The sequence below is a fragment of the Streptomyces sp. NPDC058240 genome, assembly GCF_042882135.1.
Classification (GTDB): domain Bacteria; phylum Actinomycetota; class Actinomycetes; order Streptomycetales; family Streptomycetaceae; genus Streptomyces.
The window spans coordinates 44566-59968 of the sequence record NZ_JBHVWT010000012.1 but is presented as its reverse complement, the minus strand read 5'-3'; the positions used below and the strand labels follow the sequence as shown (position 1 = coordinate 59968).

The window sequence follows — 15403 nt, the reverse complement described above, 5'->3', positions numbered from 1 at the left end:
CGCCGTGTCGTACGACATCGAGAAGCCGGACGAGCAGTGGCGGGCGGAGCTGACGCCGGCCGAGTACGCGGTCCTGCGCCAGGCCGGCACCGAACCCGCCTTCGTCGGTGAATACACCGACACCAAGACCACGGGCGTCTACTCCTGCCGCGCCTGCGGTGCCGATCTGTTCCGCTCGGACACCAAATTCGAGTCGCACTGCGGCTGGCCGTCCTTCTACGACCCGAAGGACACGGACGCGGTCGAACTGATCCAGGACCGCAGCCACGGCATGGTCCGCACCGAGGTCCGCTGCGCCCGCTGCGGATCGCACCTCGGCCATGTCTTCGAGGGCGAGGGCTACCCGACCCCGACGGACCAGCGGTACTGCATCAACTCGATCTCGCTGCGCCTGGCCCCGGACGAGGGCTGAGGGACGAGAGCCGGGACGGGTGCCCCGGAACGAACGCGTTCCGGGGCACCCGCTCCGGCGTACGGGCTCAGTGCACGTCCCTGCGCATCGGCACCAGGACCGCAACGAACGCCGCGGCCAGGGCGTAGCCGGCGAGCAGCAGTCCGCCACCGACGGGGGAGAGCAGCGGCACCGGGCCGGTCGCCAGCTCCGCGGCCATCGTGTCCGCGACATAGCTGAAGCCGGTCAGGGACGCCGTGGCGCCACCGGGCAGCACCGGGTAGAGGTGTTTGACGCCCGGGATCATCATCAGCAGGTACTCGCCCGCGTGCAGATAACCGACGACGACGGCCAGCGCCGCGACCTGGTGGCGGATCAGTGCCCCCGCGGCCACGCCCAGCAGGGTGTACACCGCCATCGCCAGGGCCGGCCCGAGCAGCAGCGCCAATACTTCACCGGTGGTCATGCCGGGGGTCACCCCGCGTGCCGCGGCGCCCCCGAAGAAGGCGGCCCCGGCGGTGCCGGTGAGCACCAGCCCGTACAGCAGGCCGGCGACGCCGTACGCGACGAGCTTGGCGGTGAGCACCTGCCGGCGCCGCGGGGCGTGGAGAAAGGTGTACGTGGCGGTGCGGTGCCGGTATTCCCCGGTCGTCGCCAGTGTGCCGAGCGCGGCCGGCAGGAACACCGTGAAGCTCAGCATCCCGAGAACGGAGCGGACGCCGTCCTCGGTGTCCAGGCCGGGCGCCGGCGGATCGAAATTCTCCGGGCCGACCAGCGTCATCACCCCCACCATGCCGCCGCCCAGGGCGACGGCCGCGAGGAGTGCCCACAGTCGGAGACGGGTGGCGGACAGTCGCCGGAACTCCGCCTTGATCAGTGCGTTCATCGCCGGTCCCGTTCCTCGTTCGTCAGTACCGGCGGCCGGTCGTGGCCGGCCGGTGCGTCGTCTCCCGCCAGCCGGAGGAAGAGCTGCTCCAGGCTCGTTCCGGCGGTCAGTCCGTACACGCGCAGCCGTTCGGCGGCGGCCAGATCGGCGACGGCGGAGTCCGTCATCCCGTACACGCGCAGTGTTCCGTCCGGCATGAGGTCCACCCGGTCGGCCGCGCCGGCCCCCGCGGTGCCGCGCAGCAGTGCGGTGCGCAGCGCCGCCGCGTCCGGGGAGCGGACCAGCACCGTGCCGGGCGAGGACCGCTCGACCTCCGCCAGCGGTCCCGCCGCCACCAGCCGGCCCTCGCGGATCACGACGACGTCCTCGACGATCTGCTGCACCTCGCTCAGCACATGGCTGGACACCAGCACCGTGCGTCCCTCGGCCGCCAGCTCGCGCAGCAGGCCGCGCAGCCAGGCGATGCCCTCGGGGTCGAGTCCGTTGCCCGGCTCGTCCAGCAGCAGCACCTGCGGGTCGCCCAGCAGGGCGGTGGCGAGGCCGAGCCGCTGCCGCATGCCCGTGGAGAAGGTGCGGGTCCGGCGGTCCGCCGCCTGCGCGAGTCCCAGCCGGGTCAGCAACCGGTCGACCCGGTCGGCCGGGTGGCCGCCCATGGTGCGGTAGATGTGCAGATGGTCCCGTGCCGTGTGGCCGGGGTGGACCGCGGAGGCATCGAGCACGGCACCCACGGTGGCGGAGGGCCTGGACAGCTCCGCATACCGCTCCCCGCCGATGGTGGCGGTGCCCGCGGTCGGCCTCACCAGGCCGAGGATCATCCGCATCGTCGTGGTCTTGCCCGCGCCGTTGGGGCCGAGGAAGCCCGTCACGACGCCCGGCCGCACGGTGAAGCTCAGATCCTCGACGGCGCGGACACGGCCGAACCGCTTGGTCAGCCCGTCGACTTCGATACGCAGGCCCTGCGGCCGCCCGCTCATCGGGTGCTCCCCACCCGCTGCTCGATGAGCCGCGCCAGCATCTGCGCGTCGTCGAGCGAGAGGACGAGCTCGTCGAAGTCGCCACCGGCGGCGGCGCGGTCCAGTTCCACGCGCAGTCCCGGCCTGTCCCGGTAGGCGGCCACGAGCTGGCGAGGGCCGGTGATCAACCCCCAGGTGCCGATCTTGGCGACCCCGGAGGCGTGCAGGCCCTTGCGGGCGCCGTGGGCGGCGCGCAGGGGATGGTCGAGGACGGTCACCCGGCGGACCGCGGTGAGCGGGACGGTCAGCGGGTCGCGCCGGATCCATATGCGCTCACGACCGGTGAACTCGATGGTGAGGCCGGTATCGGAGATGTTCATCAGTGCCATGGGGATTCACCCTCCATCGGGGGCCTGGGCGGCCCCTGGGCAGTTGCGCAGGGCCATCGCACTGCCGCATTTGCCATGAGCGTCTGTTCTATTAGATGTATAGCAGATAGAGTATGGGGCGTGTACCTAGTGCTCGACCTCGACAGCGAGGTGCCGATCTATCAGCAGATCCGGGACCGGGTGGTGGAAGCCATCGCGGAAGGGGCGTTGGCGCCCGGTGCCGGTCTTCCTTCCACCAGGCAGCTGGCCGTCGACCTGGCGATCAACTTCCACACCGTCAACAAGGCCTATGACCTGCTACGACGCGAAGGGATCATCCGCATCAACCGCAAGAGCGGTGCGGCGGCCCGGCCGGACGTCAAGCAGCCGTCGGACGAACTGCGGGCCGGCGTCGACTGGGAGGCACGCATGCGCACCCTCCTCGCCGAGCTGGACGTGCGAGGGATCGCGAAGGAGGAGGTGAAGAGGCATGTCGCGGCGGTTCTGGACGGCTTCCCCGGGAGGGAGGACGAAAAGCCCTGACCCGTGGGGCCGGGCGGGAGACCTGGGACCGCGAAGCCGCGGCACGACGTCCCTCGCGAAGCGGCGCGCGGAACGAGACCCCGAAACGTCATTCCGTGTCCCGGTGCGGTGCCCCGCTCCACCGGGATCAGCGACAAGAACGGACAGGTGAACACCTTGCTGGTCGACGCAGCTCTCAATTTCGGCATACTCGCGGTGCTGAGCGCCGTCCTGTACACCGCTCCCAGCCCGCTCCTCAACCCCTCCGGCGTACCCTTCGGCGTCCGCGTACCGCCGGACAAGGCGCGCGCCGCCGCCGTCGAGGAACAGCGCAGTCGCTACCGCGGTGCGATGCTCGTCGCCGCGGCCGTCGTCACCGTGCTCGCCTCGGCGCTCGGCGCCGCGCTCGGCACCCTCACCGCCGGAGCCGCCGGTTCCCTGCTGCTCTGCGCCCTCGCCGCCGCTCTGTGGGTACGGGCCCACCGCGGCGTCGCCCGCGCGAAGGCGGAGGGCGGATGGTACGGACAGGTCCGGCAGGGCGCCGTCGTGGACACGTCCCTGCGCACCGACCCGGTCCGCTTCCCCTGGGGCTGGACCGTCCCCGCGCTCGTCGTGATCGCCGTCAGCATCGCCGCGGGCGTCGTCGTCTACCCCGGCCTGCCCGACCGCATCGCACTGCCCGAACGCTCCTCCGGCGGAACCGTCTACCACATGTACACGACCAGCGTGTGGACCGCTTTCAGCCTCGTCCTCGGCCAGGTCCTCCTCACCCTCACCATGGCCGCCGTCGTCGCCGGGCTGCTCCGCGCCCGTGCCGACCTCGATGTGGCACGCCCGGTGGCCGGCGCCGCACGGTACCGCCGCTACCTCACCGTCACGGCCCGCTCCATGATGGGCATCACCGCCCTGGTGAACCTGATGCTGCTCGGGCTGTCCGCGCTGATGTGGAGCGACACCCGCTCCATGGTCGTGACCCTGGCCGTCACCGGCGTGCCGTTCGTCGCGGTGCTCGCCGTGGTCGCCCGCCTCGTCCTGCGCGTCGGGCCCTCCGGCAGCAGGCTGCCGGAGGACACGGGCGAGGAGCGCACCGGACTGGTCGCGCGCGACGACGACCGCTTCTGGCGCGTCGCCGGCACGATCTACGTCAATGCCGATGATCCCGCGGTCCTGGTGCCCAAACGGGTCGGCATCGGCTGGACGGTCAACTTCGGCAACCCGCGGTCCCTGGTCGTCGCGGCCCTGGTCCTCGCCGTCGCGGTGGGCGCGACCGTCGTCCAGGCCGTCCGGTGACTCCGGGGCGGCCGGGGCCTCCGCCTTGACGGGGGCGGGGGCGGGGGCGGGGGCGGGGGCGAGGGCGGGGGCCGGTCGTCAGTCCTCGGTCTCGCCCCCGGCGCTCTCCGGCCGCAGCAGCGGATGGGCGACACCCGGGAACACCCGGGCCCGTACGACCGGCTCCGCGGATCCGCCACGGATCACGGTCTCGGCGACACCCCACGGCCGACCGGGCAGCACCACGGTCAGGATGTACGAGGACGCGCAGCCCATGCAGTCGTAACGGTCGGCCCAGGTCTCCACGTCCGTGACGCTGCCGGGGTAGCGCGCCACGTGCCGGTGGAGCGCGTGGCAGCGCTCGCACCGCTCACCGGGCTCGCACGTGCCGCCGCACGGGCAGGGGACGTCGAGTGTGTCGGCGGGACGCCAGCGCTGAGTGAGGACGGCCTCACGCGTGGCGCCCATGTCCTTCATGGCCTTCAGATTGCGGGCGGCGACGTTGTACGACTCGCCGGTCGCGGCCATCCGGTCCCGGATGACGTCCTTGCGTCCGCGGTTCGTCGTCATCTGTTCCTCCTGGGGGTGTCACGCAGCCCGCCGGGAGCGCACGAGATCGATAGGTCACACGGTACCGGTCGCCCCGGTCGGGCCACGACTTCCGTGGCCCGACCGCGACTGCCGGAGGATGTCGCTCACGACCGGCGCACCCGCGCCGCCAGTCTGCTGCCGAGCCGCCTGCGGAGGCCGCCCGGCCGGTTCCACGTCCGGAACGCCTCCGCCGTACGGCTGCTGCCCGCCCGCTCGGCGGCCTCCTCCACCGCCGCCACCTCGTCGGCGGACAGGCCGCGCACCACCGGACGCAGCACCTCCTCCAGCAGTGCCGCCCGGGTCTCGCCCCAGGCACGGCCCGCGTGCGGGTGGGAGCTCCAGACGGTGAAGCAGTCGGCGACATAGGCCGGGTCGGAGCGCAGCCGGGCGAGCACCGCGTCCTGCCGGGCGGCGCCGCCGTAGGCCGCGATGAGATCCGGATCGTCGCTGTGGACGAACGCGTACAGCTCCGCCTCCGGCCGGTCCGGGGCGAGCAGCTGCCCGGCCAGGGCGCCGAACGCCTGCTCGCGCACGCCCGGCTCCACCGGTTCGGCCCCGGCACACAGCTTCCGGGCCTGTTCCGCCCAGCCGGGCTCCGCCGCCCCCGAGCGGACGTCCCGCGCGAACTCCAGGAGGAGCAGGGCACCGCGCGTCCGCGCGTCGATCTCCTGCGGGAAGCCGCGCAACAGGTCATGGGCGAGCTCGGGGGCCTCCGCGTCGTCGGCGGGGGCGCCGAGCGCCGCCGCGACGAGAACGGCCCACGTACCGGCCGTACGGTGCGCGTCGGAAGTGCTCCCACCCAGCAGCAGCCGGGCCTCGCCCGCCGTGGGGGTGCCGTCGCCCCAGGCGAGACCCACCGCCGTACGCAGCACCAACGGCTCGGTGAACGGTGACATTCCACCGGCGCGCAGCATCGTGTTCAGCACCTTCACCCGGTCGCCGCCGCCCGCCCTGGCGTCCGGCGCCGCCGCGCACATCCGCAGATGCGGCAGTGCCTGTGCCCCGGTGAACGGCAGCGAGACCTGCGCCAGCAGCCGCTCCGTCGCCGCCGGATCCTGCGGGGCGATCCGGTCCAGCTCGCCGAGCAGCGCCGTACGGACATCGAACTGCTCGTCCAGCAGATCGAGCAGTACCGCGGCGCAGTCGGCCGGCCCTTCGTCCAGCAGGGACCGGGCCATCCGGCCCACGACGTCGGGGAGCAGCTCCGCGCAGTCCACATCGAGCAGCCGAGCGATCCGCAGCAACTGCACGGCACGCCCCACACTCCGCCCGGGAACGGGCGTCGCGGGGGCCGCCAGGGGCGTACCGGTGGCGAGTTCGGTACGGAGGTCGTCGCCCAGAGCCGTGACCAGCGCGGCGACGGCACGCTCCCCGGCCGGTCCGGCGAAGACCGAGCGCGCGGGCGGTTCGAGTGCGACATCGCCGCCATGGACCGCCTCCGTCACCAGCAGGGCGCCGAGCGTCGCCGTCGTGGCGGCGGCGGACCTGCCGTCGAGGGCGGTCAACAGCCTTGCGACCCCTGACAGTTCGGTGCTCGTGCGGTCAAGACCGGGAGCGGTCAGCGCGTCGGTCAGCCGCCGGGTCCGCTCCTCGTCCAGCGCGTACGGCCGCTCGGCCGCCCAGTTCGCCGCCGCGGCGCGCCCGTCGGGGCCGAGCGGGACGCCCGCGCAGAGTGCCGTCACCGCGAGCGGCCCGGCGGCGAAGGGTTCGCCGGGCAGCTCCGCCGCCACCCGGAACAGCTCGGGGGACCGGTTGCGCCAGATCCGGGCGCAGGTCTCGGCCCAGGCATCGCCCACCGGCTCGCCGGGGCGCGCCCCGGCGCAGTCGCGCACCAGGAACGCGCCGTCCGGGCCGGTCGGTTCGGGGGCGTCCTCCGGCAGCACCCCGACGACCTGGTGCGGGGAATCGGACGGCCGGCGGGTATAGGTCGTGAAGGTCAGCCGCTGAGCGGTCTCCGGCGGCAGTACGGCTCCGGCCAGGGCGATCCACCGGGCCACATCGGCGCACTGCCGCTCCACGAGAACGAGCCGCGCCCGCGCCGGTTCCTCGCACACCCGGCGCAGGTCGGCGAAGACCGCCGCCAGCCAGGGGCTCCGGGAGACCGCGAAGTCGTTGAGCGCCTCGGGACCGAAGGCGGCGGAGGCGGGCAGGGCGGCCATGGGGCCGGGGGTGCCGCCGACCGGCGCGACGGAGGCCCAGTTCGGCGACCGCCAGGCCGTGATCGGCAGCGCGTCGCCCGGCAGCCGGGTACCGGCCGGAAGGTGCACCGCGTGCGCGTGGAAACCGCCGGCGCCGGGGCCGCCGAGCGCCACGGTGCGGCTCAGCAGATGACTGCCGTCGGACAGGGTGCTGAAGCTGAACGCCTCCGGAAAGGAACGGAGTTCGCCGGTGGTGGGGTGGTAAGGAGCTCCGGCGGGCGGCTCGTAGCCGAGGAGCTGCTCGGCCTCCGCCAGCACCGGCGTGGGTATGCCGGCGCTGACGGCCGTGAACCGTGCGCCGCCCCCGTCGTCCCCCGCGGTGGCAGAGGTGTAGTGCAACTGCGCGAGGCTCATGCGTCGGCCCTCTTCGTCCTTGCCGCGACGTCCCCGTACCGTCAGCACGCCCGCTCCGCAGGCCGCCCGTCGAGGGCGCGCCGTCCGGGCGCAGCGACGACCCCGGCGGGGAGCGGTCCGCAATCGCGGGAGCGACGCTATCAAGGCACACCGCCTCGCACGCACCCCGCCGGAAGGTCGCCCGGGGCCTTCGTCCGGACCCGGCCGGGCTCGTGGGGCCCGGCGCGCGGCGAGCCCCGCTCAATGCGCCTCCGTCACCCAAATGGCCCCGGCACCCGCTGCCCCTCCGGTCGTTGATCGTCTTCGGATTGCTCAATCCCCCGAGGGCACTGCTCATTGGGCCCAAGGATCCCTCTGTGTACAGGAGTTACTCCGTTGAATCTCAAGACTCTCTCCGCGGCAGCTGCCGTTCTGGCGCTGGCCGGTCTCGCTGGTTCGTCCACGGCCAACGCGGTTCCCGGCACGGTCTCCGGCGACGGCGGCAACCGCATCGGCACCCTGCGTGTCAACGGCGACGCCTACGTGAAGGAGGGCGGTCTCAGCGCCACATGGGTCAAGGAGTCGGGGGGCGTCAAGCAGATCACCCTCTCCGGCAACCGCATCGGCGTCCTCACCGGTGACGGTGTCGCCTGGGTGAAGGAGGGCGGCCTGAGCGCCACGTGGGTCAAGGAAGCCACGGACGTCAAGCAGATCGCCCTGTCCGGCAACCGCATCGGCGTCCTGAAGGACACCGGCGGGGCCTACGTGAAGGAGGGCGGCCTGAGCGCCACGTGGGTCAAGGAGTCCGACAAGGTCAAGGAGCTCGAACTGTCGGGCAACCGCATCGGTGTCGTCACCGGTGACGGTGTCGCCTGGGTGAAGGAGGGCGGCCTCAGCGCCTCCTGGGTGAGGGAGTCCGACAACGTCATCGGCATCGACCTGGCCGGCAACCGCATCGGCGTCCTCACCGGCAACGGTGTCGCCTGGGTGAAGGAAGGCGGCCTCAGTGCCTCCTGGGTCCGGGAGGCCGACGACATCATCCAGCTCGAACTGTCGGGCAACCGCATCGGCGTCCTGAAGGACAACGGTGAGGCACACGTGAAGGAGGGCGGCCTCAGCGCGACCTGGGTCCACGAGTACAACCAGGCCATCCAGATCGCCCTGTCCGGCAACCGCATCGGTGTGCTCAAGGGTGACGGCGACGCCCGGGTGAAGGAGGGCGGCCTGAGCGCGACGTGGGTCCTGGAGGCCAACAACGTCACCGAGCTGGCCCTCTCCTGACGAGTGGCGCGTGACGCTCGACGAGTGACGCGTGACATGTCGCGTCGGACCTGTAACACCTGATACCGCGCCGCGCCGCGCACCGGAGCCGACTCGGTGTGTGGTGCGGCGCGGCGCGGTGTGGTCAGTCAGGAGCGGGGGGCGCCCTCCCGGGTCGAGACGGTGACGTGCTGGACGCGCATCGGGTGTCCCGGTTCGGTGCCGGGGCCAGCGGTGGCGCCGTCGGCGGCCGGGAGTTTGCCGCCCATGGCCACGTTCAGGATCAGGAACAGCCCGTGGTGCACCGCCCGGTCCCACGTCCGGGAGTCCATTCCCGCCTCGGTGACCCGGTGGTGGACACGGCCGTCCAGGTACCAGCGCACTTCCTCGGCACCGGGCGTCAGATCGACCTCGACGGCGTAGGAGTGGAAGGCGGTACGGCAGCCGGGGCACGGCCGCGGTCCCGAGGTGAGGCCCACCGGCTCTTCGCAGGGGCCGCCTTCGAGGGTGCCGCAGTGCATGCTGCCGAAGACGGTGTCGCGGCCGTTGACGGACTCCATGACGTCGAGTTCACCGACCGAAGGCCACCCCGTGAAGCCGTCGCGGAGCTTCGCTCCCAGGGTCCAGAAGGCCGGCCAGTAGCCCGCCGCCGCGGAGCCGGTGACATCGGGCAGCGCGATGGACGCCTCGATCCGCATCACACCGCCGGGGGGCGGCGCGAAGTCCGCCCGCCGGGACTCGATCCGGCCGGAGTGCCACTTGCCGTTCCTGAGCGTGGGGACGATCTCCAGTGCACCTTTCCCGTCCAGGCGCACGTTGTCGGTCGAGTCCGTCATGGTCTCGATCTCACCGGTTCCCCACTGCGGGGCCGGGCAGCCCGGATAGCAGGTGCCGATGTCGTACTTCCAGCGGGCGGCGGACGGGCGGCTGCCCGCCGGCCCTTCGAAGTCGTCGTGCATGATCCGGGTCCAGCCGTCCGACTCCGGCCCCGGGCCGCCGGACAGTGCTCCGGCCTCCGTGAGGAGCCGTTCGAGCCGGGGCGTGAGGACCACGGCGGCGACATCGGTCAGATGGGCGTCGTCCCGGTACAGCAGGATCCGGTCCAGCACCGCCGGGCAGGTCGTCCCCTTCGGCGGGCACAGGACCGGGTCGACCGACACGGCCCGCACCCCGGGCAGCCGGCCGGACGCGATCCGCCGCGCCAGCGGGTCGGGCCACCGTGCGGTGTCGCGGTCGAACGCACATGCCTCCGGGTCCGTGGTGTGCCCGGAGACGCAGGCCGGGATGTCCTTCCCCGGCACGGGGGTGTCCTCCAGGTACACGATCGGGACCCCGAGCGCACGCAGGGGCTCGAGCGTCTTCTCCCAGCCCCTGGTGAGGAGTCGCTGGTCATCGGTGTAGCGGTTGAGGGAGGCGATCACGACGAGACGGGGCTTGGGCCCCTTGCCGAGCCGGGCCAGGGTGTCCGTGCGCCAGGTGTCGCACTCGTGATAGGTGCGGCCCAACTGGGGATTGACCACACGCAGTTCCGGCAGCGGGCAGCCCTGCTTCACCAACTCCTCAAGGGCCCAGCCGCGTTGGGCCGCCAGGGCGAGCATCGGGGAGAACCACTGACCGGCATGCGAGTCGCCGAGCAGGACGATCCGGTCCGGGCTGTCGGTCGCCCCGAACAGGCAGGGCGGACTGCTGGTCACCGGCGGTGCCACCTCACAGGCCCCGTCCGGCGGGAAGTCCTTGCGCGCCTGCACGGGACTGGGTACCACGGGGCCGTCCTTGAACGGCGTGCCGTTCCGTGACAGCAGATGCGGGCCCTCGGCCGCGCCCGGCGGCAGGCCCTTCACGTCCACCGGTGCGGCCGGGCCCAGCAGACGCAGGGTCGTGGTGCCCATCACCAGCGCGAGGACGACCGGGATGGCGACGGCCGACACCCCCACCGACAGTCCACGCCGGGGCAGTTCGGACACGGTCCTGCTGTGACGCACCGGCTGCTCGACCCAGCGCATGGTGGCCAGCGCGGGCAACGCGGACGCCACCGTCAGCGCTGCCTTCGCCGGCCAGTCCAGAGCGCCGAGGCGGGCCTCGGCGAGTACGAGTACGGGCCAGTGCCACAGGTAGAGGGTGTAGGAGAGCCGTCCGACCGCGCGGGGTGCCCGGCCCGCCAGCAGCCGCCCCACCCCGTACGCGTCCAGGCCGTTCGCGCTCCCGCCGGCCGACCGGTCGGGTATCCCGGCCAGGATGACCGCTGCCGTGGCCAGCGTCGGCACGAGCGCCGCGTATCCGGGGTACGGGGTCGACGCGTCGTACTCGACCATGCACCACAACAGTGCCCCTGCCCCCGCCCACCCGCACAGCAGACGCAACGGGCGGGGGCCGCGCAGCAGGTGCCAGGGCAGCAGTGCCAGTAACGCACCGATGTCGAACTGCCATACCCGCGAGGGAGTTCCGAGGTATGCCAGCGAAACGGAGTCACTTGTCCAGCGCAGCGACAGGGCGAAGGAGCCGAGCGTCAGCAGTACGGTGAAGGCGGTCACCGCCGACCGCACGGCGCGCCCCCGGCGTGCCGCCCTGGCGGCGACATACACGCACCCGGCGAGCAGTGGGGCCCAGAAGAGATAGAACTGCTCCTCCACCGCCAGCGACCAGAAGTGCAGCAACGGGCTCTGGTCGTGGCCTGCCGCGAGGTAGTCGGTCTGCTGCTGGACGAAGCGCCAGTTGGCGGCGGACAGCGCCGCGGCCACCACGTCGTACTCCAGCTCGGTGCGGCGCAGCGGGACGGTGAGCCAGGCCCCGGCCAGTGCGACGGCGCCGAGGACCACGGCGGCGGAGGGCAGCAGCCGGCGGGCCCGGCGGGAGAAGAACTCGCCGAGCCGGATGCGCCCGGTGGTGACGGCCTCACGCACCAGGAGCCCGGTGATCAGATGGCCGGAGATGACGAAGAAGACATCCACTCCGACGAATCCGCCGGTCAGGCCGGGCACGGCCGCGTGGAAGGCGAGGACCCCGAGCACTGCGACCGCGCGCAGCCCCTCGATGTCTGGGCGGAACCCGGGGCGACGGAAGCCGGGAGCCATGGTCGTGGACATTGATCTGACGGGCCTTTCAACTCAGCCAGGGCAGCATCGGGTTGACCCAACCGGATGCGAGCAGGGCGGTGAGCAGGAGAAGTGTTGTGGCGGCCAGCGCTTCGGGCCAGCGCCTGGGCAGCAGGGAGCGCCCCGTGGGACGTACCGGCCGCGCGGGCCCGCGTGCCGGGCCGGCGGGGCGCAGTTCGGTCAACAGGTCACGTATCAGAGGCAGGTTGATCTGGCACTGCACCAACAGGTAGAGGATGAGACCCCAGTTGGGTTCCCAGCCGTTGCGGGCCACCGCCAGGGCGAGCCCGGCGGCGGCCGCGCCGGTGGAGCAGCAGAGCCAGGCGAGGGAGACGATCACGACCCGGCGGGCCATGCCGCCCTTCGCCGCATCGCCGGCCCCGGTGGGCACCCAGGCCGCGCTGCGGCCGCGGAGGGTGTGCAGAAAGGCGGCCCCGGCGGCGACGCTCGTCAGGACGTTGGCCCGGATCACCTCCACCCGCCAGCGAGTCCGGCTGATCCGCGGCAGCAGTACGTGCCAGAGCCAGAGCGGGGCGAGCAGCGGCAGCACGTGCCAGGGGCGGACGTCGTCGGGGTACCGGAACAGCATCACCAACGGCGGCAGCGGAGCGGCGAAGGTGTTCACCGCCGTCGTCAGGTAGCCGACGATGCCCTCGTAGAAGCACAGCCGCATCCGCCAGGGGGCGCCCATGCGCTTGAGGACGGGCGTCCCCAGCAGATGCAGATTGCCCATCGCCCAGCGGTACTGCTGGTTGACGAAGGACGCCAGGTTGTCCGGCGAGGTGCCCTTGGCCACCAGCACCGGAACGTACAGGGTGCGGAACCCCTGTTCGTGGAGTGCGAGCCCGGTGAACAGGTCCTCGCTGTGGTCGAGCCTGGCGAAGCCGCCGGCCAGGTCGATGGCGCTGCGGCGGTAGACCGCGTTGCTGCCGCAGCAGATCGCGGCGTCGCTCGCGTCCCGGGACGGCTGGATCCAGCGGAAGAACCACTCCTGGGCCGATCCGGCGGCGCGCTGGATCCAGCTCATCGACCCGTAGGTGTCGAAGCACTGGGGGCTCTGCACGATACCGACACCCGGGTCGGCGAGATACGGGACGAGATGACGCAGGAAGTCGGGTCTGGGCGCGAAATCGGCGTCCAGGATGGCGATGTACTCCGCGCTGCTCAAGGTGAGTGCGTGGTTGAGATTGCCGGCCTTCTTGAGGTGACCCCGGTCGGGCCGGACGACGTACCGGTATCCGTACGAGGCGGCCAGCTCGGCGACCTCGGGGCTCGCGGCGTCGTCCAGTACCCAGACGGTCAGCGCGCCGGGCCAGTCGACCACCGAGACCGCGCGGTAGGCGTTGTCCAGAACGGTGAGCGGTTCGCCGCAGGTCGGCAAGTACAGGTCCACATAGGGCAGTTCGGCCGGGTCCCAGGCATGGACGAGCACCTCGTGCGAGCGCCTGGTCAGCCGTCGCTGGCGCAGGCTGTTGACCGAGGACAGCGCGAGGGCGACGACATTGAGGGCGAGCACCGCGAGGAAGGCCCACAGGGCCGGAGTGCGCAGCGCGAAGGTCAGCATCGTCGCCGCGGTGAGTGCGAAGGCGAACGAGGTGCTGATCAGTACCCAGCGGCGCTGCGGCCCGAAGTACCAGTAGAGCTCGTGGTCGGACGGCGGTTGAGGAAGGTGATGGATCATCATAAGACCCCCATGGCCAGGCATTTGGCGGCATCGGGTGATCCACCATACCGTCAAAGGTATAGACCATTTGCGAAGGGAGCGTTAAAAGGGAGTGTTGAATGGGGTGGCGGATCAAGGCGTCCGCGAGTGGTCCAGACCTATTCGATCGGTTGCGTCCGTGTCGTGCGGGAATCACAAGGGCACGCGGGGGTTAACAGTCGTCCAATTCCCGGGCCGGGGTGGACCGCGGACCACCGCCCCTGACCGGCGGAAATTCGCTGGCGGGGTCCCGTACGGCCGGGTATGAATGGGGTCATGAGCACATCCATGCCCCCGCAGACCGCGCAGGACCCCATCGACCGACAGGCCTTCGTCCGCACCGCACTCGACCTCGGTGATGTGGTGCTGCGCCCATGGAGCCGGGAGGACGCCGAGTCGGAAGCCGTGCTGGACGGCCTGGTGGCCGCGGCGGCGGATCCGCGGATCGCCCTCTGGAGCCCGCTCGCGGCGGCCGACCGCAGCGCCGCCCTGGCCTGGGTGCAGGCGCGGGACGGGGCCTGGGACCGTGGTGCCAGCGCCTCGTTCGCCGTGCTGGAAGCAGCCGGAGGTGCCCTGCTGGGCAATGTCGCCTTGCGTTGGGTCGACCGCGAGGACGGCCTGGCGATGATCGGTTACTGGACGCTGCCGGCCGCCCGCGGGCGGGGCATCGCCACCAGGGCGACCAGGGCGGTGACGAGTTGGGGCTTCGCCACCGCCGATGCCCGTCGGATCGAGATAGCCCACGCGGTGGGCAACGAGGGCTCCTGCCGGGTGGCCGACCGCTGCGGCTATCTCCCCGAGGGCACACTGCGCGACTCCTACCGCTTCGGCGACGGGAAGTACCACGACGAGCACCTGCACGCCCGCCTGGCCACCGACCCGGAACCGGCCGAGCCGGCGGCGTAGCGGCCGTCGAGCCGCCCGACCGCCGCCCCAACGTCCTGAAGCCGCAACAGTTCTGCCCAGAACTGCCCGTGTCCGGCCCGCGCTCATAGGATCGACGCGGCATCGGGGAGACGGGGTGGTCGATCGTGATGTGCAGCGGGCCGATACGCAGATACGGGATCCTGGCGTTGGCCCCACTGCTGCTGGTGGCATGTTCCGGCGGAGGGGAGAGCCCGGGAGAGGGAAGCGGGAGCCCCCGTCCGTCCGGAAGCATGAGCGCGGACCCCGCGGCCGGTTCCGAGGGGGACGGGTCCATCGATGCGGACCCGGCCCGGCTTCCCGCCTCCAGGAGCGCCGCGCTCGACCTGATCGGGCGGGTGATTGCCGACCCCGGGAGCTTCGGGCCCGGGGTGGTCGAGCGCAGCCCGTACGAGAGCGACCCGGCCACCTGGCCCGTCCTCGGGGCCGACTGCGTCTGGCGCCAGGAGAAGCCGGTGAGCAGTGTCCTCGCCACCGTCACCCGCTCGTTCGAGGTGCCCGCCGCCCAGGGGAAGGGGCCCATCCGGCTCTCCGCCGTCATGACCGTCCACCGCACCCGTGAGGACGCGCGGTGGGAGATGGCCGAGTCGATCGAGGAGACGATGCGCTGCCCCACTCAGCAGTTGCGCAAGGGCGAACTGATCGGCTCGATGGTCTCCGCCTCGCTGACGCAGGGGGAGAGTGCCCAGAACAACTCCGAGGACGCGCTGATCGAGGCCGGGAAGTACCGGAGCGCCGCGCTCGGTGGCCCCCATCCGTACCTCTGGCAGCAGGCGCAGGCTCTGCAGTTCACCGTGGCCGTGACGGGCAGGGGTGCCGAGGGGCGGACCGAGAGGGAGATCGACGCACTTACCACCCAGGCCCAGGCCACCATGCTGGTCCGGCTCAAGTCCGCTGTCGAGAAGCAGAGTTGA

At 72.1% G+C, this 15403-nt stretch carries 13 protein-coding genes; 6 read left to right on the top strand and 7 right to left on the bottom strand.

Translation table 11 applies throughout. The features are described 5' to 3' along the window. Positions 1-4: 4 nt before the first annotated feature. Entirely contained in the window at positions 5-412 is a 408-nt protein-coding gene (gene msrB, locus ACFVX4_RS20775; RefSeq protein WP_389979262.1) for a peptide-methionine (R)-S-oxide reductase MsrB, read from the top strand. A 67-nt stretch (positions 413-479) separates the two neighbouring features. On the opposite strand, the gene ACFVX4_RS20770 is transcribed toward msrB, so the two are convergent. From ACFVX4_RS20770 to ACFVX4_RS20760, 3 genes are read right to left on the bottom strand one after another with little or no spacing between them, the layout of a single operon-like run. Further along, positions 480-1277 (bottom strand): ABC transporter permease, encoded by a 798-nt coding sequence (locus ACFVX4_RS20770; protein ID WP_389979259.1) that lies wholly within the window; start codon positions 1275-1277, stop codon positions 480-482. Beyond that, positions 1274-2251, bottom strand: a complete 978-nt coding sequence (locus ACFVX4_RS20765) for an ABC transporter ATP-binding protein (protein ID WP_389979256.1) — start codon at positions 2249-2251, stop codon at positions 1274-1276. Before ACFVX4_RS20765 ends, ACFVX4_RS20770 begins: the two co-directional genes overlap by 4 nt. After that, positions 2248-2619 (bottom strand): hypothetical protein, encoded by a 372-nt coding sequence (locus tag ACFVX4_RS20760; RefSeq protein WP_389979253.1) that lies wholly within the window; start codon positions 2617-2619, stop codon positions 2248-2250. The genes ACFVX4_RS20765 and ACFVX4_RS20760 overlap by 4 nt, the downstream gene beginning before the upstream one ends. Positions 2620-2739: 120 nt before the next feature. Here ACFVX4_RS20760 and ACFVX4_RS20755 point away from each other — a divergent pair, with 120 nt between their 5' ends. Continuing rightward, a complete protein-coding gene (locus ACFVX4_RS20755) occupies positions 2740-3141 on the top strand; it encodes a GntR family transcriptional regulator (protein WP_389979250.1) in 402 nt (133 codons plus the stop codon). Positions 3142-3249: 108 nt separating this feature from the next. Then, entirely contained in the window at positions 3250-4410 is a 1161-nt protein-coding gene (locus tag ACFVX4_RS20750; protein ID WP_389979247.1) for a DUF1648 domain-containing protein, read from the top strand. A gap of 78 nt (positions 4411-4488) precedes the next feature. On the opposite strand, the gene ACFVX4_RS20745 is transcribed toward ACFVX4_RS20750, so the two are convergent. Then, positions 4489-4959 carry a hypothetical protein gene (locus ACFVX4_RS20745; RefSeq protein ID WP_389979244.1) on the bottom strand — a complete coding sequence of 157 codons (471 nt, stop codon included), beginning with the start codon at positions 4957-4959 and terminating at the stop codon, positions 4489-4491. 125 nt (positions 4960-5084) lie between these two features. Continuing rightward, positions 5085-7532 (bottom strand): GTPase-associated protein 1-related protein, encoded by a 2448-nt coding sequence (locus ACFVX4_RS20740; protein ID WP_389979592.1) that lies wholly within the window; start codon positions 7530-7532, stop codon positions 5085-5087. 375 nt (positions 7533-7907) lie between these two features. Between ACFVX4_RS20740 and ACFVX4_RS20735 the strand changes: the two genes are divergently transcribed. Beyond that, the gene (locus ACFVX4_RS20735) at positions 7908-8792 is read left to right on the top strand and encodes a peptidase S1 (protein WP_389979241.1); all 885 of its coding nucleotides are present in this window, start codon (positions 7908-7910) and stop codon (positions 8790-8792) included. Between the two features lie 128 nt (positions 8793-8920). Here ACFVX4_RS20735 and ACFVX4_RS20730 read toward each other — a convergent pair whose 3' ends face one another. Continuing rightward, the gene (locus ACFVX4_RS20730) at positions 8921-11854 is read right to left on the bottom strand and encodes an SGNH hydrolase domain-containing protein (protein ID WP_389979238.1); all 2934 of its coding nucleotides are present in this window, start codon (positions 11852-11854) and stop codon (positions 8921-8923) included. Between the two features lie 16 nt (positions 11855-11870). Beyond that, entirely contained in the window at positions 11871-13547 is a 1677-nt protein-coding gene (locus ACFVX4_RS20725) for a glycosyltransferase family 2 protein (protein WP_389979235.1), read from the bottom strand. Positions 13548-13841: 294 nt separating this feature from the next. On the opposite strand from ACFVX4_RS20725, the gene ACFVX4_RS20720 reads away from it, so the two are divergent. Together ACFVX4_RS20720 and ACFVX4_RS20715 are read left to right on the top strand one after the other, a co-directional pair. Then, the gene (locus ACFVX4_RS20720) at positions 13842-14471 is read left to right on the top strand and encodes a GNAT family N-acetyltransferase (protein WP_389979232.1); all 630 of its coding nucleotides are present in this window, start codon (positions 13842-13844) and stop codon (positions 14469-14471) included. A 128-nt stretch (positions 14472-14599) separates the two neighbouring features. Beyond that, positions 14600-15403, top strand: coding sequence for a hypothetical protein (locus tag ACFVX4_RS20715; RefSeq protein WP_389979589.1), 804 nt, complete (start codon positions 14600-14602; stop codon positions 15401-15403).